Source organism: Pantoea deleyi (assembly GCF_022647325.1).
Taxonomy (GTDB): Bacteria; Pseudomonadota; Gammaproteobacteria; order Enterobacterales; family Enterobacteriaceae; genus Pantoea; species Pantoea deleyi.
Genome location: NZ_CP071408.1, coordinates 13,034 through 34,213, shown reverse-complemented (window position 1 = coordinate 34,213; position 21,180 = coordinate 13,034). Strand labels below are relative to the sequence as shown.

Genomic DNA, 21,180 nt, shown 5'->3' with positions numbered 1-21,180 from the left:
TCTTATCGCGCAGTGAGATGATTGAACGGCGCATTTCATCCCACTTACGGTGGATTCATGGCGGCAGCGTCAGTGCCGCTGAGTACAGACATAATATGGAACGAACTCACCGGAGAGCATTACTGAATTGATATTCAACCGGGAAATGAACAGTTCAACCTTACTTTTTGGCTCACGATAAAATTCCGGAAACCACACGCTGGCCATTTCAGGTGAGAGTTTATCGTCAATAGAGGCGAGGATTTGACCCGAGACCCAGGTATACCGCGAGCCGACATGATGACTGGTAAAGACCACCGTCCGGTTTACATTCTCACGGGTGCCATCTTCGCGAGTTACAAATCCGTTCATTGAGAGTGTTCCGCTATTTTCATCAATATTCAGTTTCGTCGAAAGACGCATAATACCCGACTCTCTGTGAAAGTTAATGTTGCCGGAGCAGGAGAAGCCGGATGTAATGCCATATCTATACCAGATCGTAAAAGACGTCAGTGCGACAGCCAGCCCCACGGTTGAGAGAAAAAAAATCCTTTTAATCATGATAATAACCCGTGTCTTTGTAAATAAAATAGTTTGAATAGCAGATGTCGTCCGAGAACAGGGCGATCTTTTCGCGGCAGTTTATCGCGGAGACCTTATTGCCGTAGGGATAATTGGTCAGATAAAGCACCCTGGGATCTTTACAGAAACGACTGAGGTAATCCACCATTTTAAGATTTTTGAAATCGTAAGCGCGGTTATTCTGATAAACCTCACAGGCCCCCAGTTTTCCCGTATTAACATAATTCCCGGGGGAAACCGCAGGGTAGAGGATGAGTGAGCAGGCGATAATCAGCAGGATGCTGAGCAGCAAAATATAACGCGGCCACGCAATAGTGACAGCACGCTTTTTTACCGCTGGCCCGCATAAAGTGTCTGATGTTCTGACAGAGGCCGAATAAATAATCGCAACCCCCTCGGGCTGAATCAGGCCCGGACTGCTGAATGTCTCACTGCTGCTTTTCATCTCTGACTTAGCCTTTACTGATTCTGTCTCACCGGCCTGCCGCAGAGCAGGGCGGGTTTCCGGCGGGTTCGCCTGTCCGGCCATTGCGCGTGGCGCGTCGCTGTTTTGCTCCTCAGCCCTTTCACTCTCTGCCGGGAAGAGAAAGCCCTCCGCGTCATCGCTGTCCTGATCCTGCTCCTCCGCCTGCATCGTTTCTTCTTCTTCAGGCGTGTCCATATTGATATAGGTTAGCGCAACAGAAACCTGCAGATTGAAGATAAAGCCCCGCCGGTGAATGGTTTCGATAATCCCATTGTCGAAATCCCCCGCCTGATTCAGCATTTTTCGTAAATAGAAAATGGTGTTATGCAGCACATTCAGCGAAGCTGTCATGCCAAAGCGTTCCCAGCCGAATTTATACAGGTCATCGTGAGTGACCAGTTTGCCATGATTTTCAATCAGTAACAGCAGGCAGAAGGCGCCTGGTGCTCTTAGTTTGACTTTAGTATCACTGTCCAGCCTGACCAGACATTTTTCAGAAAGAATAAATTTGACGTTATCGCCAATAATGTAAATGCGTTTCATTTTTATTAAAGCCCTGGCAGGTGATTGAAACAACGCTCTGTGAAAGGCGTTTTAATTATTTTTATCGCTGTTACTGTTCGTCTAAGAAAATTCCTAATCATTATTTATAGTCCATTCGGTAAAAAAAAGTAATTATTTTTATTAACTAACTGGCCTTTACTCATTAACTTATCCAAGGATAATGGTCGCCCCCTTCAGGTTAGTTGCGTAACGCACTGAATGATATATGTTTTTTTTGATTTATAAAAGTAAATGAAATTTAAGCTGCTCTTCTGCTTGGTTTTCTTAAAATGTTTTTCTCACTTGAAAGGAATAAACCCATGCAATCTGAATGGTCTCTGCCTGAGAGAGCAGAGCAGAGTACAATGCAAGTTATTAACGCCGCCGGAACAGAAATTCGCCTGAAAAGTCAGGAGGTGTGTATCATCTGGTTTCTTATGACCGGCATGAAACCCAGGGATATCTCGCTGCTCATGCAGACAACCGAGCAGAATGTCAGTTATTACAAAAGAACAGCTATGAAAAAGTTGCAGGTGAAAACCAATTTTGAAATGTTTTCATGGTTCCGGGGTAACAGAAGTGTGTTTAAGAGTGAGAAGGCCGAGTCTTTTATATTAAAACGCAGTTTATTTTGACAGTATTGATAATTTCCTTTGTAAATTAACTGACTTAAAGGGACGTAAGATGAGTAAATCTCTTAGTGATTCAGAGAAGAAATTATTGATGGGATGATCACGTTCCATGTAGAGAATCTGATCAAAGACACCGTTGAGCTTATTTATCAGACAGAGTGCGAGGCGGATGAGCAACTTAGTGAAGCTGGTATTCAGCGAGATTATGTATCACAACAGGTTTTCACATTCAATTTCTATGAACACGTAAGCAAGATCCTTACAAAAAGTGCTGATAAAGTTTAAGTCTGGGTTTTTTTTCACTGTTCTTATTTTAACTTAATGCAATATTTACCCATAAAAATGAATATTAATTCCGGGTAAGATAATCATTGACGAGTTAGTCTCGCGGGACATTCATTATACCTAGTGATATCCGCCTTGCTATATGATCTGACACCACTGTATAACTTTTTAATGAGGTATTAATTAGCAATATTTAAGTAAAAAATCGGTTTTTAGCGTCAGACATGGATTTCAAATTATAAATTTAGCCACAAAAAATACGGCACCCCCAAAAAATCCGGTGATGTAACTATGATTCATCAAAGTTACAAGTGGTTTTATATTGATTCCCGCAGCAAAAGCGGGCTTTCCACCTTGATGGTGTTTTTATGTGTTTGCTGATTAATGATATGCAGAGCGCTCAGGCGGCCAATTTCATAATGCGGCAATTGCACAGTAGAAAGTGGAGGAATGAACAGGTCGCCAATACTCACCATGTTGTCATAGCCTATAACCGCAACATCGTGCGGGATCCTTAGGCCCTCTGTCAGCAATGTCTGATATACCATAAAAGCAATGCGATCATTGCCGCAGATAACCGCATCAAACCATGGCTTGCCTTGTCGGATATGTTTCAACAACTGAGCAGGGATATCACGATAATGCTCATCACCCGCTTCCATATAAATATATTTAAACATGCCCGGATCTACTCCAGCTTCTATGCATGCACGCTCCAGCCCCTGATGGCGGCGACTGGTCGCCAGATGTTTTTCGGGTAAATGCATGCAGAGCGGACGTTTGTAACCGGCGGCAAGCATTGCCTTTACCGCAGTATACTGCCCCTGTTCATCATCCGGAATATAGCTTGCCACAGACTCGTCATGGCTTTCGCAGTTTGCGAGTACGCAGGGCAGCGTCAGGAGTTTTACGGGAATAGGTACCTGACGCAGTCCCATAGTGGTATAGATAATACCGTCAGGACGATGAGAAAGTAGTAAGTCAACCATAGTTTCCGGGCTGTCTTTAGAGAACATATTGACTACATAACTGTTCCAGCCGTGGGCCCGGGCCGTTTCCTCAATAGATAACGTAATTTCCACTGAGAAGGGTGTGGTTACTGTATCGAGCGCAAGCACACCAATGGTTCTTGGGGAAGTATGAGCGCCACGTATTTTTTTAGCATAAAAATCAGGTACATAGTTTATTTTGGCAATGGCCGCCTGCACGCGGGCGAGAGTTTCTGGCCTGAGCTGCTCCGGGCTATTTAGTGCGCGCGAGACGGTCATTATCGATACGTTTGCCAGATTAGCCACATCTTTCAGGGAAGTCATTCTGATACTCCTTCATTACTGCACTAATTAAATAAACATAACTTAATGAAATAAAACAAATAATAAATTTTTATTTTGCTTTAAGCATAAGTCCGGGCTTGAGATTTATCAGGTAAGTCGCTGCCACAGTCCGTCATGTTAACGTTAACCTTTGTGATTAACATCATAAATTTCACTAAAATTAGTCATAGTTATTTTTTGTTAACGTTAACATAGAGTGACTTAACCAATATGAGAACGTCGTGATGAAGGTTCATCGTTATTACAGTTACCCACTGCTGAGCGCGCTACTGTTCTTCTTTTTTATTACATGGTCTTCGTGCGGCTCTTTACTATCTATCTGGCTACATCAGGAGGTTGGCCTTAAAGCAGGAGAAACGGGATTCATTTTTGCGGTGCTTTCGGCATCAGCTCTTTTTGCTCAAGTCTGTTATGGTTTTATTCAGGACAAGCTTGGCCTGCGTAAGCACCTGTTGTGGTATCTGACGGCAATGCTGATCCTCTCCGGCCCAGCATATCTGTTGTTCGGATATTTGCTCAAAATTAACATCCTGCTTGGCAGCCTTTTTGGAGGTATCTTTATTGGCCTGACCTTTAACGGCGGAATCGGCGTGCTGGAATCTTATACTGAACGTGTTGCACGTCAGAGTCAGTTTGAATTTGGTAAAGCACGTATGTGGGGATCATTGGGCTGGGCATTAGCAACATTTTTTACCGGGCTACTGTTTAATATCGATCCAAAACTGAACTTTGCAGTCGCCAGTATTTCCGGATTAATTTTCATGTTGTTGCTGGCGAGGCTACACGTTTCTTCTGCGACACATGCCATGCAGGAAGCTGTTGCGGGAGGTAAAGTAACGCTACAGGACGCATTGCGCTTGCTGATTTTGCCACGCTTCTGGGCACTGGTGTTCTTTGTTGTAGGTATCTGTATTTATGGCGTTTATGATCAACAATTTCCGGTCTATTTCTCCTCGCAGTTTGCCACCCCGCAGGAAGGCAATATGATGTATGGTTATCTGAACGCTTTCCAGGTCTTCCTCGAAGCGGCAGGAATGTTTTGTGCCCCTTGGCTGGTAAACCGGATTGGCGCTAAAAGCGGGCTTATATTTGCTGGCATGGTGATGGCGATGCGCATGGTCGCCTCCGGTCTGGTCGAAGGGCCATTGCTGATTTCCGTCACTAAACTGCTTCACGCTGTAGAGTTACCCGTGCTTCTGGTCGCAATCTTCAAATACAACAGTCTTAATTTTGACAAACGCCTGTCGTCAACACTTTACCTTGTGGGCTTCGCCTGTACCAGTTCTTTGATAGCCTCGATACTGTCCCCTCTGGCAGGTTACAGCTACGAAAAGTATGGATTCGCTGAGTCCTACCTGTTCATGGGGATTTTGGTATTCGGTATTAGCTTCATTTCAATTTTTTTATTGCGCTCCAGCAATGCTTCGGCAGATTCGCAGATACCACAACTTTCAACTATCTGACTTAAAAGAGTGCAGACAATGACCTACTCGATTGCTAATGCTGAACACGAAATCCAGGCAAAGTGTAACACGCTCAATCTACGCTGGTATCCGCGCTATCATCTGGCCGCAAGAGCAGGCTGGATGAATGATCCTAACGGCCTGGTATGGTTCGACGGCTGGTATCATGCTTTTTATCAACATCATCCATACTCTAACCAGTGGGGGCCAATGCACTGGGGGCATGCACGCAGTAAGGACCTGGTGCACTGGGAACATCTGCCGGTGGCGATCGCTCCGGAAGGACCTGAAGACAGGGACGGGTGCTTTTCCGGTTCGGCAGTGGTCAATGGTGATATTCTGGCCCTGATCTACACGGGACACAAATATCATGGTGAAACTGCTAACGAAGACGAACTTTTTCAGGTTCAGTGCTTGGCAACCAGCCGTGACGGCATTCATTTTGAACGCCAGGGCATAATAGTGGATACACCGCCGGGCGTGCATCACTTTCGTGATCCGAAGGTCTGGCGCGAAGGTGATTACTGGTATTTGGTTGTTGGCGCTCGCATGGGTGACACCGGAGAGGTTCGTTTATATTGCTCAGAGGATTTGCACCAGTGGCATGAAGAAGGTGTACTGGATAAAGCTGAATCAGGAATGGGATTCATGTGGGAGTGTCCTGATTTATTTACTTTAAATGACAAGCGAGTGCTGATGTTCTCCCCGCAGGGATTAGCAGCAGCAGGCTTTCGCAACCGAAATTTGTTCCAGAGCGGCTATATCATCGGGGACTGGCAACCCGGTCTGCCATTTATTCGTACCAGTGAATTCGCAGAAATGGATTATGGGCACGACTTTTATGCACCACAAAGTTTTCTTACACCGGACGGGCGACGTATTGTAATTGGCTGGCTGGATATGTGGGAATCACCGCTGCCTGAGCAACAGGACGGCTGGGCTGGAATGCTTTCGCTGCCTCGCGAGCTAAGCCTTAGCGACGATAATCGCCTGCAGATGTGCCCTGTCAAAGAAATGGAGAGCCTGCGTCAAAATTGGTTCTCATGGCCAGCCAGAGCACTGAAGAATGAGCAGATAAGTGTGCTGGATGAAGCTGAGTCCGTAGAGGTAATACTTAATTGGAAAGGCGCTCTTAGTACCGCTGAACAATATGGTATTAGCCTTGGTAAGGGATTGCGGGTATATATGGATATTCAGATGCAGCGTCTTGTGCTGGAACGTTATTATCCGCAGTACGCTTTGTGCGGAGTGCGCAGTGTGACAATAAATCCCGACAATGATCTCAGTCTGAGATTGTATATTGACCGCTCGTCTGTTGAAGTATTCATCAATAATGGTGAGGCATGTCTTAGCAGTAGGATATATCCGGACGCGGGAGATAGGGAACTGCGTTTATTTGCATGGAATGGCAGCGCATTATTATCAGAGAGCGGCGCATGGCAACTTGAATAAATAAAATAATGTACTCGTATTCAATCAATACGTAAAGCAATTACGCTGGTTAGCGGTGCGCAGCCAGCCTTAGGAATGCCAATAAAAATGCATGGAGACGCCTGAAGTAGGTAATATTTATAATGGCAGGGGGTTTCGTCTGATATCCGTTCAATGTTGTAAATGGCTGTCTTTTCTGCTGTTAACTGTAATCCATAAATAAAATCTTTTAATCAATTTCTAACATGTAGAGACAGAGTATTTAAAATCCCATGAAGATATATATGTAGAGTATAATAACCATTAAAATGAAATAATGTGGGATGGTGAAAAAAACGATTTAACCAGATGGCTACTACCTGAATTTTTTTCTCTTGTCCCTGCAATGATACCCAGCAGCAATAGTTCCCTCGGTCACATTGATTGAAGAGTATGTTACTGTTACAGGTAACACCACCCTCATCTGTCATGGATTAAGGAGAAAATGTGTCTAAAACCGATTATAAAAAACTTACCTGGCTGCATCTTGGCGCAGGCGCTTTTCACCGAGCACATCAGGCATGGTATCTGAATCAGTTGCATCTGAAAGGAGACACGCGGTGGACAATTGCGTTAGCTAATATTCGCAACAGCCAGACGCAAGAGACACTGCAGCGCCTAAGTGCGCAAAAGGGACGTTACACGCTGGAGCTCATTTCTCCAGCCGGAGAGCGTCGCTACCAGACAATCTCCTCGGTCAGTAAAATTATCCTGTGGAACCCTGGCATGCGGTCATTGATTGAAGAGGGGGCACATCCAGATACGCGGATAATTTCTTTTACGGTAACAGAGGGTGGTTACTTTCTGAACGATGATTGCCACCTCGATCTTCAGCATCCTGCTGTTATCGCTGATTTAGCGGGGAATAGTGACCCCTTAACTCTGTATGGCGCATTAATCAGGATTTTACGTCAGCGCCTAGAGTCCAGCGCAGGGCCGGTCACGCTGCTCAGCTGCGATAATCTGCGTAACAATGGCGACAGTATTCTGACAGGTCTTACTGAATTCGTTCAGGCTTCAGACGACATCTGTCTGTTGAAGTGGACTAAGAGCAATGTATCTGCACCGAATAGTATGGTTGACCGTATCACCCCGAAATTTGACGAGAAAATATTTTCTCGCCTAGCTGAGCATGGAATCGATGGCGATCAGGTACCGCTTTCCTGTGAGTCATTTGCCCAATGGGTCGTACAGGACCGCTTTATTGCCGGACGTCCTGCTCTGGAAGAGGTAGGCGTCGAATTTAAAGACAACGTAATGCATTACGAAGAAAAAAAAATCCGCATACTCAACGCCAGTCACAGTGGCGTTGCTTGGGCCGGTGCGCTTATGGGAAAGGATTATATCGATGAAAGCCTCACACCTCAGGTAGTGCAGTGGATACGTGATTACGTAATGCATGATGTCAAAAAGACTTTGGAATTAAACGATGCCGATCTACGGGAATACTGTGACATTACGTTGAGCCGGTTCAGTAATCGCTGGGTAAGGGATACCACTCAACGCGTATCATCAGACAGTATTGCTAAACTGCATCAGTACATTCTGCCGGTGATCAGGGCGGTATATGCTCAGGGAGCAAGACCCCATGCCACAATGATATTGTCTGCTCTCTGGATGCGTTTCATGCAGCGCCAACAGAAAGAAACCTTACTGTTTGAATACGAGGATCGTGCCCTGGAAGAAGTGGACTTTAGGGCTATCTTCTGCGCTGAAGATCCGCTTCTTGCCTTTACTGAAAGTAAAAAAATCTGGGGTGGGTTATCTGGTCATCCCGAACTCTATAAAGATATGTTGCTGGCGCTCAAGTGCGTTGACAGAGGGTTAGAAGAGGCAGGAGTCATCGCATGAAAAATATCCTACTGGTTGTATTAACCATCATAGCGGCGCTGCTGTCGGCCTTTTTACTCTCTCCCTGGCCAGTATGGCTGGGCACGCTTGCTGCCTGGGTCACCACCGGGTCTTTCTGCCTACAGGTCCTTCACATTATTAAAAACAAAGATACCAGTGGACTATCACTGGGTATGTGGGGAGCTCTGTTTTTTGGTGTCAGTTGCTGGGCATGGTATGGCTTTCGTATGAGCGATATTCCAGTGATGACGGCAAATGGTATTACTGCACTCCTCGCACTGACTGTGATCTTATTAAAACTCTGGCATGAACGCCCTGTTTTCAACAAAAACAGCCGCAGGCTCGTGAGAATGCCTCGCGTCATACTCAAGCCACGCATCAGGCGGCTGCGCCCTCTTAAAACACCAGATGAATCCCGTTTAAAAAGAGAAAATAAGTAGTCATCACTGATGCACTACTTACATAGTGCAGAACTGATAAACGATAAACAGGCGGATCTCAAATGCGGCTTCGCCTGCTTTCCTGTATGGCGTCCCTTATGAAAACTACTGGCTCATGAACTCATCAGTGACACTCTCAGCTTAAAACTGTCATTGGGCTAAATATCCCCTTCCGAAAGCAAAACAGCATTGACTCGTAACACAATTGCTCACCCGTTCCCCGCCGTGCGCGGGACATTCAGTCCGCTCCGGCGGCGCGTGCGGCTTCCGGTGTCGCCCCTGCTGGCTTCACTTTGCGCCCGGCTGCTGTGTCGGCACGGCGCAGGTGAGGCCGTGCAACCATTGACTGAGGAGAGGATCATGCCGAACTGGTGTGCAAACAGGCTGCGTGTGACCGGCCTGTCGGAGAACGTGAGTCAGGTACGGGCCCATATGCGGGGAGAGGTGCGTCCTGCATACGCACGGGCAGAAGCGGAGGGTATTCAACTGTTCCTGGCAGGCTGCGCTGGGCTGGGCTGCTGCGTCCTGTTACGGACGAAACGTATGCGCCTTTCCCGGCGCTGACGGCGGCGGGGAAGGGTGAAGATACGCCGGAAAACCGCGCCTTTACGCAGTGGCTCGTGCAGCTGCGCGACGGCGCGGAACTGACGGACGAAACCTGCTACCGGCTGCACGACCTGTGGCTGGCCACCGGTATCCGAAGCTGCACGTGGGATGTGCTGGATGATGAGGCACAAGCGGTGATGAATAGTTTATGGAAGCGTAAGTTTTTCGACTGGTCAGGCATGCGCGGGAGCAGTGTGAGTGAGTTCTGGATCAGCACGAGTGACAGTGATTCTATTGCAGACGGCTCTGCTGAATTTGACATGCATCTGCTGCTCCCCACCCGTCTCAATGTGGAAATTAACGGTTTCAACGGTGGCCTGCTGGACGGCGTGCCAGGCGGCTATGAGTTTAATATCGCGCAGTACGGCGTGAAGTGGCCAATGGGGTACGCACTGGAGGTGGGTGATTGCGGGCCGGACTTTATGGAAGTGCATTTTGACACCCCCTGGTCTCCGCCGGACAGCCGGGTCTTTGAAGCTCTAAGCAGGCGTTTCAGTGTGACTGCTGAGCACTGGTACGCAGAAAGCGGCTGTAACTTCTGCGGGTTCGCTGCCTACAGCGATGGCGAACTGACCGACAGCCGTTGCGGTGAGCTGGAACGGGATGAAGAGGACGAGGACGGCATTGCGTGCGTGACCGGGCCGGACTGGATAGTAAACAACATCGGCCATTATGGCGGCTGACGGGAGACGGCGGGGGAAGCCCCGCCGGACAGGATGATGAAAAGAGAACTTACCCTGGCGGGCCTGATGGCCAGCCTGTCGGGATTTGCCCCGGATACGCCGTGCGTGGCCCACATCTGGATGGCGGACGACTTTGAGGACATTGACCCGGAACTTACGCCCGGTGAAGTAACTACAGCGATCGAACTTGCGGACAGGACGCTGGATGCTGATATCAGTCTCAGCTGGGGATTTATGCGCGACTGTGCAGAAAGCATGAAGGCCCGGAGGGAGACTGAATGAACATCTGGCTGGTCAGTTATCAGGAAGAAACAGGCAGCACCTCACACGAATACCACATGCTGCTCAGCGGGCAGGACTTTAGGCTGGCCGAAGCCGCATGCGAACGGATGGGCGAAAACTGGTGGACACCGGAGCGCCCCGACTGTTCGCAGGGCTGCTACTGGCAGTTTGATCGGGGCAGCGTCTGGCTCAAAAGCATCGTTCTGCTCGATGAACGTGAGGCAGAAACGCTGGCCGGACTGCGGTTCCTCGATGAGTGGAGGGTGAGCGGTTCGCCGGATGCGCCCGTCATCTGTGACCGCAGCGACTGCCGGTGGGAAGATTACCGGCCCTGATATTTTCATCCGATGCCGCCCCGACCGGCGGCATCTCATCTGTAAGGGATAATGAAGTCGCTTCGCTCCGCCTCTTTTGCCGCTTCCCGTCCTGCGGCCGGAAACCGGCAGGGATAAAGTGCCGTGCCCTCACGGTAGCCGGGCCGCTTCGCCTGCAAGGGAAGCTTCGCCGCCATCCTCACCCGTTCCCCGCCGTGCGCGGGACATTCAGTCCGCTCCGGCGGCGCGTGCGGCTTCCGGTGTCGCCCCTGCCTGCTCCGCTTTACGCCCGTCTTTGTGGTGGTCACGGCACCACAGGGGTGCCCCCCTACACTCAGGAGCATAACTATGTCCCGATTCATGCGTGGCGACAGCGTAGAGATCATGGCCGGCTTTCCGGATAACAGCATCGACTTCATTCTGACCGATCCCCCGTACCTCGTCGGCTTTAAGGACCGCTCCGGCCGTTCGATCGCCAACGACGTGAGCGACGAGTGGGTGCTGCCGGCCAGCCGTGAAATGTTCCGCGTACTTAAAAAGGACAGCCTGGCGGTGAGTTTCTACGGCTGGAACCGCGTGGACATCTTTATGCAGGCATGGAAAGCGGCGGGCTTTCGCGTCGTCGGGCACCTTGTGTTTACCAAAACGTACGCATCGAAATCGGCATTTGTCGGGTATCAGCATGAAAGCGCCTACCTGCTGGCTAAAGGACGCCCGCCGCTGCCGGCGAAGCCTTTACCCGACGTGATGCCCTGGCAGTACACGGGCAACCGGCACCACCCTACCGAAAAACCGGTGAGCGTGTTGCAGCCGCTTATTGAAACCTTCACGAAGCCCGGCGACCTGGTTTTAGACCCGTTTGCAGGTTCCGGCTCGACCTGCGTCGCGGCTGACCAGTGCGGCCGCCGCTGGATCGGGATCGAACTGCTGGAGCAGTACCACACTGCCGGCCTGCGCCGCCTGGGTGAGCTGCGCGCTGCCCGTTCCGCCCGTGCCGCATAACATTTTTCTTAACCAGACCAGGAGCACAGCATCATGACAGACCAGACACTGACAACCGATAACACGCAGCTTACCGACGATATTAACGACCTGGAGGAATCGCTTTACGAGTTTCATCTGCGGCTGCGGGACATGACAAAGCGCCATCTTTTCCGCGGCGCGGCGCCGGCCCAGAAGATGGCCGGAATGCTAATCGAGCAGATTGATACAGAACTGGTTGCGCTGTACCGGCGCGCTGCCGAAATGCGCAGCCACCTGAAATAACGGACCGAGCGGTCATTTTATGGCCGCCTGCTGTCTGTACTCAGATACTGCGGCCGCCGCGCTTTAGTCCACAGGGTTATCGCCAGTCTATGCACCCGGATTGTGGACAAATGCAAATCGGATGTTGCTGCGCGCCGCTTTATTCCGCCATGCGGCGGGACAGGGCAAAAAAACCTATCCGTGCGGACTGCGGCCGGTGCCGTGACTTCACTTTAGCCCGGCCGCTGCGTGTTCAAGAGATCGCTCCGCTCGCCATCCTCGCCCGTTCGCACTCGCTCCGCCGCGCTTACTTCCGTCGCGCCGCCGCTCAGAAATTCGCGCCAGCGCCGTGCGTAATCCCGTCTCCCGCTCGCTTGCGCTGCGGCCTGCGGTGTCGCTCCTGAACACTCCGCTTTCCGCCGGGCTGTCATTCAGTCACGGCACAGGCCGGAACTTTAACCCCCTCTGACTGCTGAGATGTCTGATGAACACACAACCCCACGTTTTACAACCGGCGTCTGTTCTGGCCGATTTTGTCAGCCTGCGTTTTCTGCCTTCCCTGTTTGGTCACGATTACGCGCAGGCTGAAAACAACGTGTACCTCTACGCCAGCCGCTACCTGGCGAACTATGACGGTACGGTCTGGGATTTCGTACAACTGCCGGGCGGCGGCGGGTACATGAAGCCGGAAGGCGAAGAACGCTACATGTATTCAAACCCGTATCACTGGACGGAGCTGGAAATTAGCGCCGACGCGGCGGGGATCATTATCACGGCGCTGGTTCTTAACCATCGCAGCTGGCTGTACGACCGCCACGACGACGAAGAACTCAGCGCGCACTTCTGCCAGCGCCACCGCCAGCTGATGGAATGTGTGAAAGGCCATCCCGAAGCCGCCGCCATTTTCTGTGCCCTGAACTGATAAATCACGGGGCGGCATGGCCGCCCCTCTTAAAAGGAAAAGACCATGTACGGAACCGTTAACGAACTTTGCGCCCGCCTGTTGCAGCGTTTCAAATCTGACGAGCTTATGACGCTGATTATCTGGACAAAAGAGGACGTGTTGGCCGTTCTCGACGACGAAAGCGTAACGGAAGAAACCGCCGCTGAAATCGTGCAGCAAATCTGCGGGCTGGACGCGCAGCACGATTATGGCGTGAGCCTGGAAACCCTTCAGGCGGTGCTGGAGAACATCCGCAAGGAGGAAAAGCAGGCCCGCGTGGCGACCGTGCCCGCCGCCGCGCTTGAGTCGGCACTTAAAGTGGCGTGGGACTTTATGCGGCTTGAGGATGCACAGAACGGTGAAGGCGCATCTGCCCGCCGGTTCCCGGCGGAAACGGCGGCGCTCTTTCGGATCAGTGCGCTGCTGAGAGAGCAGAGCGGCGAATAAACACGAATCTGACAGCACGGGGCGGCAGGGCTGCCCCGGTAAGGAGAAAACCATGTACGGAACCGTAAGCCAGCTGTGTAACGACCTGAAAATTCAGTTTGAGGGCGACAGGAAGATCACGCTGATTATCTGGCGTAAAGAAGACGTGATACGGGTTATGGGGGAGGAGCACGTAACGGCGGAAACCGCCGCCGAAATCGTCTGCGACCTCGCCACGTGGGACAGGGATGCGCAGCACGAGGCGGGTGTGGGAGCCGAAACCCTCCGCGTGCTCGCCGATAACACTCGCTATGCCGCCGGACAGCTTAGCCGTCCCGTGACCCTGTCTGCTGGCGATCTGGAAATACTGATGCAGGCGGCGGGCAGGCTGCCGGATGCAGGCTCAGGCAGACAAACGGACGCGATTCAGGCCGCACTCAGGCGCGCATACCTCGCTATAAACCAGTAATAAAGGGGGCCGGGCAGGGAGGCCCGCTGCCGGTTCCATCCGGGCAAAACCCCGCCGCCTGCACCGGCAACAGCGGCGGCAGGGCCTGCGGCCCCACCGCCCGTGTCCCTGAAGGCATTACGGAACTCACGATGAAAAATCCGCCTGTGCGTGCGGCTGCAGGGCATTAATTTGGGCGGGTTCAGGATTCAGGGCCGGCATGATGTAGTAAAAACAGGTCTGTTTTTAAGGATCTTACGCGGTTTCTGTTTCAGCAGTCTGTTTTTCCCCGTGTTCAGAATCTGCGGCATGACTGCCTGTCCGGGAACAGGGTTTTGGGCGTCCGGGCGCGCTGTCATGCTGCGCACCGGGCCGGCAGGCCGTCCCGGCCCTGCGGGTTTCCATCGCTGACGCAACCCCTGCAACCGGCTGTCGCCGGTGCCTTCACCGCCCCGGCAGAGGGGCCGCCGCGGCTCCAGGGAGGACCGCCGGGCGGTCCCTGACGGCTTTTACTGCCTTCCGGCCCGGACTTTCGCGGAGGGCTTTTCGTAGCACCGTCATCCGCCCTGCCGTACAGGTTCGCTTCGCCGTTCCTCGCCCGTTCGCACTCGCCATAAACCCGGCTCGCTTGCGCTGCGGCCTCCGGTGACGCCCGTACTCCGGTCGTCTGCCGTTGCTCCTTTGCCCTTCGCCGCGAAAGGCCAGACCGGAAAGATAAAACCCGCGTCAGAGAAGGTCTTTTTCGGGTCCGCAGCGCGTGCTGCACCTACTCAGCCGGATTTAAGGAGCCATGCCATGAAAAACACAGTCGCCAACGTCACCCCTGATTCAACCGCCAATCGTGCTGCAGTTGAGATGAAGTCCAGCCATAACGCGCAGAACCCTGACGGCACCGCGTCTAAAGTCCCCGGGCCTTGCCTGGAGAGCGTCAGTGATAACGTCCGCTTTTTCACCCGCCTTCAAATTCGCGATGCGCAGGGAAATTACGTTATGGCCACGGAGAGCCAGATCCTGGAGGAAGCCGCACGCGCTATCGATCATCGCTATCCCACCGGGACATTCTTTGCCGCACCTGACGTATCTGAGGCTTTTTTTAGCGCAAAACTTGCCTGGCGCGAAAGGGAAATTTTTGCGGTCGCATTTCTGAATAACCAGCACCAGTTGCTTGCCTACGAAGAGTTATTTCAGGGGTCTGTTTCAAGCGTCGAAATTCATCCCCGGGAGGTGGTGTACAGGGCGCTACAGCTTAACGCATCAGCGGTTATTGTGAGCCACAATCACCCCTCGTTTAAGAATGAGCCATCCCGGGCAGACATTACGATAACCGGACGCTTGCAAAAGGCCCTTGAGCTGGTCGCTGTACGGCTGATTGACCATATCATTGTGGCAGGGAACGAGACTGTTTCACTGGCTGAGCGGGGGCAACTCAACGGGTAAACCGTTGCAACCTAGCTGGCAGGGTTGCCCCTGCCAGCCCCTCTTCCGGTCCGGTATCCGGGCCGGATTCATGCCCCTGATACAGAGCTGAATCCCATGACTCAAGAAGAAAAATTTACGCTTAATACCCTGCAGGCTTTCACCGCCTGCGATTTTGAAGCCTACCGCGATCGGGGCGAAACCTTCCGCCAGCGCCTGACCGGGGCCGTTCTTAACGCGCTACAGCTGCCGGACTGCTGGCGCACTGACTGCGAGATGCGCGGCGAGTGGGGCGGGGCGTACCCGGTTCATCTGCGACTGACCCGCACCGATGCGGCTGGACTTGCCATCGAGCTGGTAAGCCCTTCGGCAACTTCGCCGCTGTGGAGTATGGTGCTTAACGACATACGCACCCGCTCCAGTGTACGGCTGTGCGTCAGCTACGGGTTTGAACCTGCGGTGATGTCCGCCACGCTCAAAAAAATCACAGAGTACACGCGGGCGGGCTTCACGGGGGCCGGTGAGATGGTTACCGCGCTGCTGATGGGAGGACACGCCGCATGATCCCGAAATCACTCTCTCTCGTCACCCTGCTGCCAGAACGTCAGGCCGCCCTGCAGGCCATCGTTTCGGTTGAGCACGCGCGGCAGCGGGGGACGCGGCTGGCCCGCCATCCTTACGCCGCCGCGTTTATGAAGCAGCTGAGCGGCAGGGGCCGCGTCAGCGTCCAGACATTAAACCGCATCCGGGGCATTTACCTGCGCCCGCGCGAAAAACGCGCGCCGCTGCCGGAGTGGGAAGGGGCGCTGGATATTTTCCTCAGCACGGCGGGTGAAGTGTGCCCGCTACCGCTGCCAGGCGAGCTTGCCACCACGCTGTTTCCCGAGGCCGTTTTCCGCCGGGCAGAACGTGCAAAACACGCTGCAGATAAGACAATTAATCACGCTACGCGGCGGGAACGGCAGGCGGCGGACTATCAGGAACGCCAGCTGGAGAACCGCATCCGTCAGGCTGAAACTGAGCTGGCTTTCCGTACGCCGGAGACGCTGCGCGGCTGGTTCGCCATCTGGTGTGACAGCGTGCCGGAAAACGATATGAAGAACATGATCGCCGCGTGGGCGCGGCGCTTTCCGTCGCTAAAGGGCCTGGAAACCCTGCAGCCATATGCCGGAGATGTTGTCTGCGAAGTGGCGGGAGAAATTCACCTGCGATCGCTGCACATGGACAGCGCGCAGAAGGGCATGAACCGCTGGCTGGTGCCAAACAAGCTGACGGCCCGGAACATCTCTTCTCAGGGCGGTAAAAAATAACAGCGCAAAGTGTTTCTCGTGGAGAAACATGTGGTATACTGTTTCTCAACAGGAAACGCGGAGCCGAAAAGTGATTAAAAGCTGGAAGCACAAAGGACTACAGAAGCTGTTTGAGAAAGGTGATATCAGCGGCGTACAGGCAAAGGATGCGGAACGCATCCGGCTTCGCCTGCTGGTCATCGATGAGGCGCTTTCCACGGATGAATTCAGAAACTATCCGGGCTTTCATTTTCACCCCCTGAAGGGCGACAGAAAAAACCTGTTTTCCATCACGGTCAGGGCTAACTGGCGTATCACCTTCGAATTCACAGACGGCGATGCCTATATTCTTAACCTGGAGGACTACCACTGATGGCCATGTTCAATCCCCCGCATCCAGGCGGCCTGATCACCGAGTACATCGAAGATAATAATATCGGCCTGCGCGGGCTGGCGAAAGAGCTGGGCGTGTCCGCAGCGGCGCTTAGTAAGGTCGCCAGCGGTAAGGCGTCTGTCAGCCCGGAAATGGCTGTACGACTGGAGGCGGGGCTGGGTATTGCGGCGCGCCTCTGGTTATCCATGCAGGCCGCCTGCGACCTGCACAAAGCCCGTGAAAATACGGACGTTTCCGGCGTGCACCTGCATCCGGGCGTGATGACCGCTTCCGCACAGGATCGGCCCGGCAAGTAACCCTGCGGAAGATAAACTTACACCGCGCCGCCTGGCGCGGTTTTACTTTGTGCTTTCTGCCAGCCCGTAACGGCAACACCGCCGCCCTGTGGGCCGGGAAAACCGGTGCTGGCGCACCGGTCCTCTCCGCCCGGATGCGTATGGCCATAATCTATCGGCCCGGTTCAGCTTCTTTTTTTCTCCAGTCAGTTCTGACTTTACGCCGCATAAAAATATGCTTAAACAGCAACAGCAACAGCAACAGCAACAGCAACAGCAACAGCAACAGCAACAGCAACAGCAACAGCAACAGCAACAGCATGGCCCCCTTCGGCTCCCCGGCAAGCCGGGTCGTCGAGCCCTACTGCGCTAACCGGCAAAGCCGGTAAGCTCCGCCGGAACGCGAAAGGCCGCGCTCCGTGCCTGACGGCTAGGGTCTGATGGCTGAGGTCAACGGCTGCTGCCGGCTTCGCCGTCGCTTTCACCGTCCCGGCGAACCCCCGCCGGGCCTTTAAGGTCAGCCCGCGGGGCGGTCTGAAAGGTCCCTTCTGACGCTTCCCTGCATTCCGGCCAGCCCTTGCGCGGAGGGCTGGTCGTAGCACCGCCGGTTCAGGCAGAAAGGGGTGAATTGCACGCCACCAAAAACTTTTCGCCAGGGGCCGCAAAAACTTTTTGTCGTCGCCCCTTTATGCCCTCACTTCGTCGTTGCTCCTTTGCCCTTTGCCGCGAAAGGCCAGACCGGAAAGAAGAAACCCGCGTCAGAGAAGGGCTTTTCGGGGGCCGCGCGGCGGTCAGCCGGATCATTGATTTCAGACAGGAGCACATCATGACCACAATCCAGACGGGCATCACCACCGAAATGCGCTGCGTAGCGGCGCTGGGTGACGGCGCATTTACGCGCGAGCAGGCCACTCACGTTACGGCCGCGTTCAGCAATGTTTTCATTGAGGACGATCAGGGCAGCCATTTTCGCCTTGTCGTGCGCGAGCCGTCAGGCGCACTTATCTGGCGCTCGTTTGATTTTGAACATGATGCGGGCTACTGGCTGCGCAGGTACATCAACAGCCACGGTGTGTGTCAGTCCCTGCGTAGCCATCTGACGGCGCTGACGCAGTATAAGTCGATGCAGAGCGCCGCGATGCAGCCGCAGCTCGACATGGTGGCGGCGAGCCAGCCGCAGGACGCCACGCAGGCCGCACTCACCGAAGCGCGGCAAGCGCCGTCGGCGGAAAGCTATTTCCAGCAGACTGCATCAGCGCAGGCGAAGCAGACCGGGACCATGAGCGAGCGGGAGTTTGAAGCGTTTGAGGTCGGGCGCCGTTACGCCAATACCGCGTGGGTCACCGACCTGCAGGCCATGGACGGTGACAACCTGGCACGTGAAATGGCGCGTCAGCAGAGTCTGGCCAACTGGCTGGCGCTCGGCATCAAAAATGAGCTGCGACAGGCCAATATCATTAGTGGCCAGCAGTTGGCGCTGGCCGCAAAAAATGAGTACGCCCCGCAGTTGCAGTCGCTGTCGGCGCAGATGAGCGCCGGCGTCAGCGCACAGTAATCCTTCCGGAGAGAACATGACAACAATTGAGAGTTTTGCGCCGGACGCCGGCGCACTTTTTTCCCTGCTGGACGCGGGTGCCGGTCCGGTGCTGGTAAACGACCCCTGTGGTGCCCTGTGGGACGAGTTCTGGCAGGCACCGCATTGCCGAAACGTGTGGCAGTCCTGGCGGCTGGCGCCCGGCCAGACGCAGGAGGGCGACGTCTGGGACGCACTGGCTGCGCTGCGACATGTGCACGCCGCGGACGGTGCCGCGGCGCTGGCCGCCGCGCTGTTTCCGCCCGCGACCCACACTGACCTGACGCGCCGCCTTATGGCCTGCGTTATGACCTTTGCCAGCGATACCGGACATTTTAACGGTCAGTCCTCCGGACTCGGCGCACTGGCCGGCCTGCTCTGGGCCGATGACCTATGGGGGGCGATAACCCGCTGGAGCCGCCAGTATCCGTATCATCCTGCTCTGCAGTCGGCACGCGCGCTGCTGACGCGTGAAGGGGCAAGCGAATCGGTGCTGGCCATCTCCAGCCGCATGACCATTTTTCACCACCCGCACGTGGCAGAGACGTTCACCGGCGCACCCGGGTTCCGCCTCAGTACGCTGCGGCTGCGCCCGGCGCAGGTCATCTTTCTGACGCCGGACATCCGCTGCATGGAAAGCGACGAGCTGACGTCGGTGTACGGCTTTCTGCTGCATGCACTGCAGTCCATGGCGTCGCTTCATAACGTTAAATTCTCACTCGCAGAGCCCGTCAGGGCTGAAGAAGGAGGTGCCCGTGAAACCTTCTGAATCAGGTACCCCGGATAAGGGCGAAAAAAAAGCGCACATTACCCCGAAGCGTGCTGGCTGGATTGCGCTGAATATTTTCCTGCCGGCATGGGAAGTGTCGAGCTGGACGCGTCATGCCGGGCGCAACGTGTCGCGCCTGTGGCAGCGCATCCGGGAGGTGACGGCCGGGCGCGGGGCAGGAGACTACCGCCCCGCAGACTGGTCACAGGCGGTTCAGGACAGCGGCCTTACGCCTGAGCGTCTTGCGCGCAATCTGCGCGTCAGCCGCTGGATCTGGTGGGGGCTGATGTGGCTGACAGGCCTGCCGGTCATGGGTTTTATGCTGATGCTGATCGCCGCAGGCAGCAGCATCAGCGGCACCGGCTGGCTGCGCGTAGGCTGCGTGATGGTTGTGCTCCTGCTGCTCGCGGTAACCGGCTTCGTGCAGGCGCTGGCGGTGAGCTACCGCCTGTGGCAGCTCTCACAGAGGCGGGTATCGGCGTCAGAAGGGGGGAGTTTTCAGGCCTACCTGCAGGAGACGCGCTGGTGCCGTCAGGTGCTGAGCGGCGGCCTTTTCTGACAGAACGCTGAGCGTCACTGTGCCGCGGTGTGGTCACGTACATCAGCATTGCGGTCTGCGGGGCTAGGGCTACACTAACCTGCCAGGAATATTCTTAGCCACCGGAACCATCAGGTCCGGGGCACGCGAAGGAGCGCCTTACTTACACCATAAAGAGGCAATCTATGTATATCCGACTGGATGTTTTTGCCGGCATGCTCGGGCTCAGGCCCGGCGATCTGCTGCATGCCGTACGTACGACCGGCCAGCTTGACGGTCTGCCGCTTCCGGCACGGCGTCAGGTACGCGGTGCCGCCGTGATGTTCAACCAGTCCGAAGCCATCGCATTTTCGCAGCGCTGGCAGGCCCGTAAACCCGAACCGCCTGCGCCGTCATCCGGTGAGCCGCTGATGTCCGTTGAAGCTTTTGCTGAGCAGACAGGTATTGCCCCGCTGGCACTCTGGCAGGCGGCCACCACCGGTAAAACCCTGAAGGGCATTCCGGTTCCGGTGGCTGTTAAATCGTGTAATGGCCGGCTGATGTTTGAGCCCGCGGCCGTTACGCAGTTCCTGCAGCGCTACCAGGCTGTTCCTCTTAAACAGCGGTAAAGCACCTGTCTGCGGGCATGTGCCGGTACTGCCCGCCTTCGCTGCCTTCTGATACCGAGACTGTAATGACACGAACTGACTGGCTGTATAAATTCCGCCGTATTCATAATCCGGACACACTCGAAAAGCTTTATGAGCACCTGAGTTATACCGGCGATCCTGCTGAAGAATTTGTGATGACGCAGGCGTATGACCACCGCAAGGCGGAACTCGCCACGGGTAAACTATTCGATCGCGTACCGCAGCACGTGTGGCATTTTGTGAAGTAACCCTTTCTGACTCCGTCCTTAGCGGACGGATGTCCCCCAGCCGGTAAGCGCCGGCAC

General features: G+C 54.0%; 26 protein-coding genes and 2 pseudogenes. 24 read left to right on the top strand and 4 right to left on the bottom strand.

Going from position 1 to position 21,180, the window contains the following annotated elements; all coding sequences use genetic code 11:
- Window positions 1-69: 69 nt before the first annotated feature.
- Both J1C59_RS21550 and J1C59_RS21545 read right to left on the bottom strand, forming a co-directional pair.
- On the bottom strand, window positions 70-540 hold the full coding sequence (locus J1C59_RS21550) for a hypothetical protein (RefSeq protein ID WP_140916936.1): 471 nt from the start codon (window positions 538-540) through the stop codon (window positions 70-72).
- Window positions 533-1,570 carry a winged helix-turn-helix domain-containing protein gene (locus tag J1C59_RS21545; protein ID WP_242281427.1) on the bottom strand — a complete coding sequence of 346 codons (1,038 nt, stop codon included), beginning with the start codon at window positions 1,568-1,570 and terminating at the stop codon, window positions 533-535. Before J1C59_RS21545 ends, J1C59_RS21550 begins: the two co-directional genes overlap by 8 nt.
- A gap of 320 nt (window positions 1,571-1,890) precedes the next feature.
- Between J1C59_RS21545 and J1C59_RS21540 the strand changes: the two genes are divergently transcribed.
- A complete protein-coding gene (locus J1C59_RS21540; RefSeq protein ID WP_158086893.1) occupies window positions 1,891-2,205 on the top strand; it encodes a LuxR C-terminal-related transcriptional regulator in 315 nt (104 codons plus the stop codon).
- Between the two features lie 599 nt (window positions 2,206-2,804).
- Here the strand turns inward: J1C59_RS21540 and J1C59_RS21535 are convergent.
- Window positions 2,805-3,800, bottom strand: a complete 996-nt coding sequence (locus J1C59_RS21535) for a LacI family DNA-binding transcriptional regulator (protein ID WP_128086649.1) — start codon at window positions 3,798-3,800, stop codon at window positions 2,805-2,807.
- A gap of 245 nt (window positions 3,801-4,045) precedes the next feature.
- Between J1C59_RS21535 and J1C59_RS21530 the strand changes: the two genes are divergently transcribed.
- The 17 genes and pseudogenes from J1C59_RS21530 (at window position 4,046) to J1C59_RS21450 (ending at window position 17,387) form a co-directional block, all read left to right on the top strand.
- On the top strand, window positions 4,046-5,284 hold the full coding sequence (locus J1C59_RS21530) for an MFS transporter (protein ID WP_162287382.1): 1,239 nt from the start codon (window positions 4,046-4,048) through the stop codon (window positions 5,282-5,284).
- Between the two features lie 18 nt (window positions 5,285-5,302).
- Window positions 5,303-6,736, top strand: coding sequence for a glycoside hydrolase family 32 protein (locus J1C59_RS21525; protein ID WP_128086647.1), 1,434 nt, complete (start codon window positions 5,303-5,305; stop codon window positions 6,734-6,736).
- Between the two features lie 465 nt (window positions 6,737-7,201).
- Window positions 7,202-8,605: a D-arabinitol 4-dehydrogenase gene (dalD, locus tag J1C59_RS21520; RefSeq protein WP_242281426.1), complete on the top strand. Its 1,404-nt coding sequence runs from the start codon at window positions 7,202-7,204 to the stop codon at window positions 8,603-8,605.
- Window positions 8,602-9,045, top strand: a complete 444-nt coding sequence (locus tag J1C59_RS21515) for a SemiSWEET family sugar transporter (protein WP_128086646.1) — start codon at window positions 8,602-8,604, stop codon at window positions 9,043-9,045. The genes dalD and J1C59_RS21515 overlap by 4 nt, the downstream gene beginning before the upstream one ends.
- A 360-nt stretch (window positions 9,046-9,405) precedes the next feature.
- Window positions 9,406-10,334: pseudogene (locus J1C59_RS21510) on the top strand (DUF1281 domain-containing protein).
- A 36-nt stretch (window positions 10,335-10,370) separates the two neighbouring features.
- The gene (locus tag J1C59_RS21505) at window positions 10,371-10,616 is read left to right on the top strand and encodes a hypothetical protein (protein WP_242281425.1); all 246 of its coding nucleotides are present in this window, start codon (window positions 10,371-10,373) and stop codon (window positions 10,614-10,616) included.
- On the top strand, window positions 10,613-10,951 hold the full coding sequence (locus J1C59_RS21500; RefSeq protein WP_128086801.1) for a hypothetical protein: 339 nt from the start codon (window positions 10,613-10,615) through the stop codon (window positions 10,949-10,951). The genes J1C59_RS21505 and J1C59_RS21500 overlap by 4 nt, the downstream gene beginning before the upstream one ends.
- A 327-nt stretch (window positions 10,952-11,278) precedes the next feature.
- Entirely contained in the window at window positions 11,279-11,932 is a 654-nt protein-coding gene (locus J1C59_RS21495; RefSeq protein ID WP_128086799.1) for a DNA methyltransferase, read from the top strand.
- Between the two features lie 33 nt (window positions 11,933-11,965).
- Window positions 11,966-12,196, top strand: coding sequence for a hypothetical protein (locus tag J1C59_RS21490; protein ID WP_128086798.1), 231 nt, complete (start codon window positions 11,966-11,968; stop codon window positions 12,194-12,196).
- A 463-nt stretch (window positions 12,197-12,659) separates the two neighbouring features.
- Window positions 12,660-13,097, top strand: a complete 438-nt coding sequence (locus J1C59_RS21485) for an antirestriction protein (RefSeq protein WP_128086797.1) — start codon at window positions 12,660-12,662, stop codon at window positions 13,095-13,097.
- 45 nt (window positions 13,098-13,142) lie between these two features.
- Window positions 13,143-13,565 (top strand): DUF1380 family protein, encoded by a 423-nt coding sequence (locus J1C59_RS21480; RefSeq protein ID WP_128086796.1) that lies wholly within the window; start codon window positions 13,143-13,145, stop codon window positions 13,563-13,565.
- A 52-nt stretch (window positions 13,566-13,617) separates the two neighbouring features.
- Window positions 13,618-14,013 (top strand): DUF1380 family protein, encoded by a 396-nt coding sequence (locus J1C59_RS21475; RefSeq protein WP_128086795.1) that lies wholly within the window; start codon window positions 13,618-13,620, stop codon window positions 14,011-14,013.
- Window positions 14,014-14,787: 774 nt separating this feature from the next.
- Entirely contained in the window at window positions 14,788-15,429 is a 642-nt protein-coding gene (radC, locus tag J1C59_RS21470; protein ID WP_244312089.1) for a RadC family protein, read from the top strand.
- Between the two features lie 96 nt (window positions 15,430-15,525).
- On the top strand, window positions 15,526-15,972 hold the full coding sequence (locus J1C59_RS21465; RefSeq protein WP_128086831.1) for a conjugation system SOS inhibitor PsiB family protein: 447 nt from the start codon (window positions 15,526-15,528) through the stop codon (window positions 15,970-15,972).
- Window positions 15,969-16,718 carry a plasmid SOS inhibition protein A gene (locus J1C59_RS21460; protein WP_128086830.1) on the top strand — a complete coding sequence of 250 codons (750 nt, stop codon included), beginning with the start codon at window positions 15,969-15,971 and terminating at the stop codon, window positions 16,716-16,718. Before J1C59_RS21465 ends, J1C59_RS21460 begins: the two co-directional genes overlap by 4 nt.
- Before the next feature lie 70 nt (window positions 16,719-16,788).
- The gene (locus tag J1C59_RS21455; RefSeq protein ID WP_128086829.1) at window positions 16,789-17,070 is read left to right on the top strand and encodes a type II toxin-antitoxin system RelE/ParE family toxin; all 282 of its coding nucleotides are present in this window, start codon (window positions 16,789-16,791) and stop codon (window positions 17,068-17,070) included.
- A complete protein-coding gene (locus J1C59_RS21450; RefSeq protein ID WP_128086828.1) occupies window positions 17,070-17,387 on the top strand; it encodes a HigA family addiction module antitoxin in 318 nt (105 codons plus the stop codon). Before J1C59_RS21455 ends, J1C59_RS21450 begins: the two co-directional genes overlap by 1 nt.
- 151 nt (window positions 17,388-17,538) lie before the next feature.
- Here the strand turns inward: J1C59_RS21450 and J1C59_RS21445 are convergent, their stop codons facing one another.
- Window positions 17,539-17,688 carry a hypothetical protein gene (locus J1C59_RS21445; protein ID WP_162287384.1) on the bottom strand — a complete coding sequence of 50 codons (150 nt, stop codon included), beginning with the start codon at window positions 17,686-17,688 and terminating at the stop codon, window positions 17,539-17,541.
- Between the two features lie 525 nt (window positions 17,689-18,213).
- On the opposite strand from J1C59_RS21445, the pseudogene J1C59_RS21855 reads away from it, so the two are divergent.
- The 6 genes and pseudogenes from J1C59_RS21855 to J1C59_RS21420 all read left to right on the top strand — a co-directional run.
- Window positions 18,214-18,447 (top strand): annotated as a pseudogene (locus tag J1C59_RS21855) (DUF905 family protein); the annotation flags it as partial.
- Window positions 18,439-18,921, top strand: coding sequence for a conjugal transfer protein TraW (gene traW, locus J1C59_RS21440; protein WP_339329388.1), 483 nt, complete (start codon window positions 18,439-18,441; stop codon window positions 18,919-18,921). The pseudogene J1C59_RS21855 and the gene traW, both read left to right, overlap by 9 nt.
- 16 nt (window positions 18,922-18,937) lie before the next feature.
- Window positions 18,938-19,708, top strand: coding sequence for a prepilin peptidase-dependent protein (locus J1C59_RS21435; RefSeq protein ID WP_140916800.1), 771 nt, complete (start codon window positions 18,938-18,940; stop codon window positions 19,706-19,708).
- Complete coding sequence (traX, locus tag J1C59_RS21430) at window positions 19,695-20,267, top strand: conjugal transfer protein TraX (RefSeq protein ID WP_140916801.1); 573 nt, start codon at window positions 19,695-19,697, stop codon at window positions 20,265-20,267. The genes J1C59_RS21435 and traX overlap by 14 nt, the downstream gene beginning before the upstream one ends.
- A gap of 164 nt (window positions 20,268-20,431) precedes the next feature.
- Window positions 20,432-20,854: a hypothetical protein gene (locus tag J1C59_RS21425; RefSeq protein ID WP_128086742.1), complete on the top strand. Its 423-nt coding sequence runs from the start codon at window positions 20,432-20,434 to the stop codon at window positions 20,852-20,854.
- 65 nt (window positions 20,855-20,919) lie between these two features.
- On the top strand, window positions 20,920-21,123 hold the full coding sequence (locus J1C59_RS21420; RefSeq protein WP_128086743.1) for an Hha/YmoA family nucleoid-associated regulatory protein: 204 nt from the start codon (window positions 20,920-20,922) through the stop codon (window positions 21,121-21,123).
- Window positions 21,124-21,180: the final 57 nt, after the last annotated feature.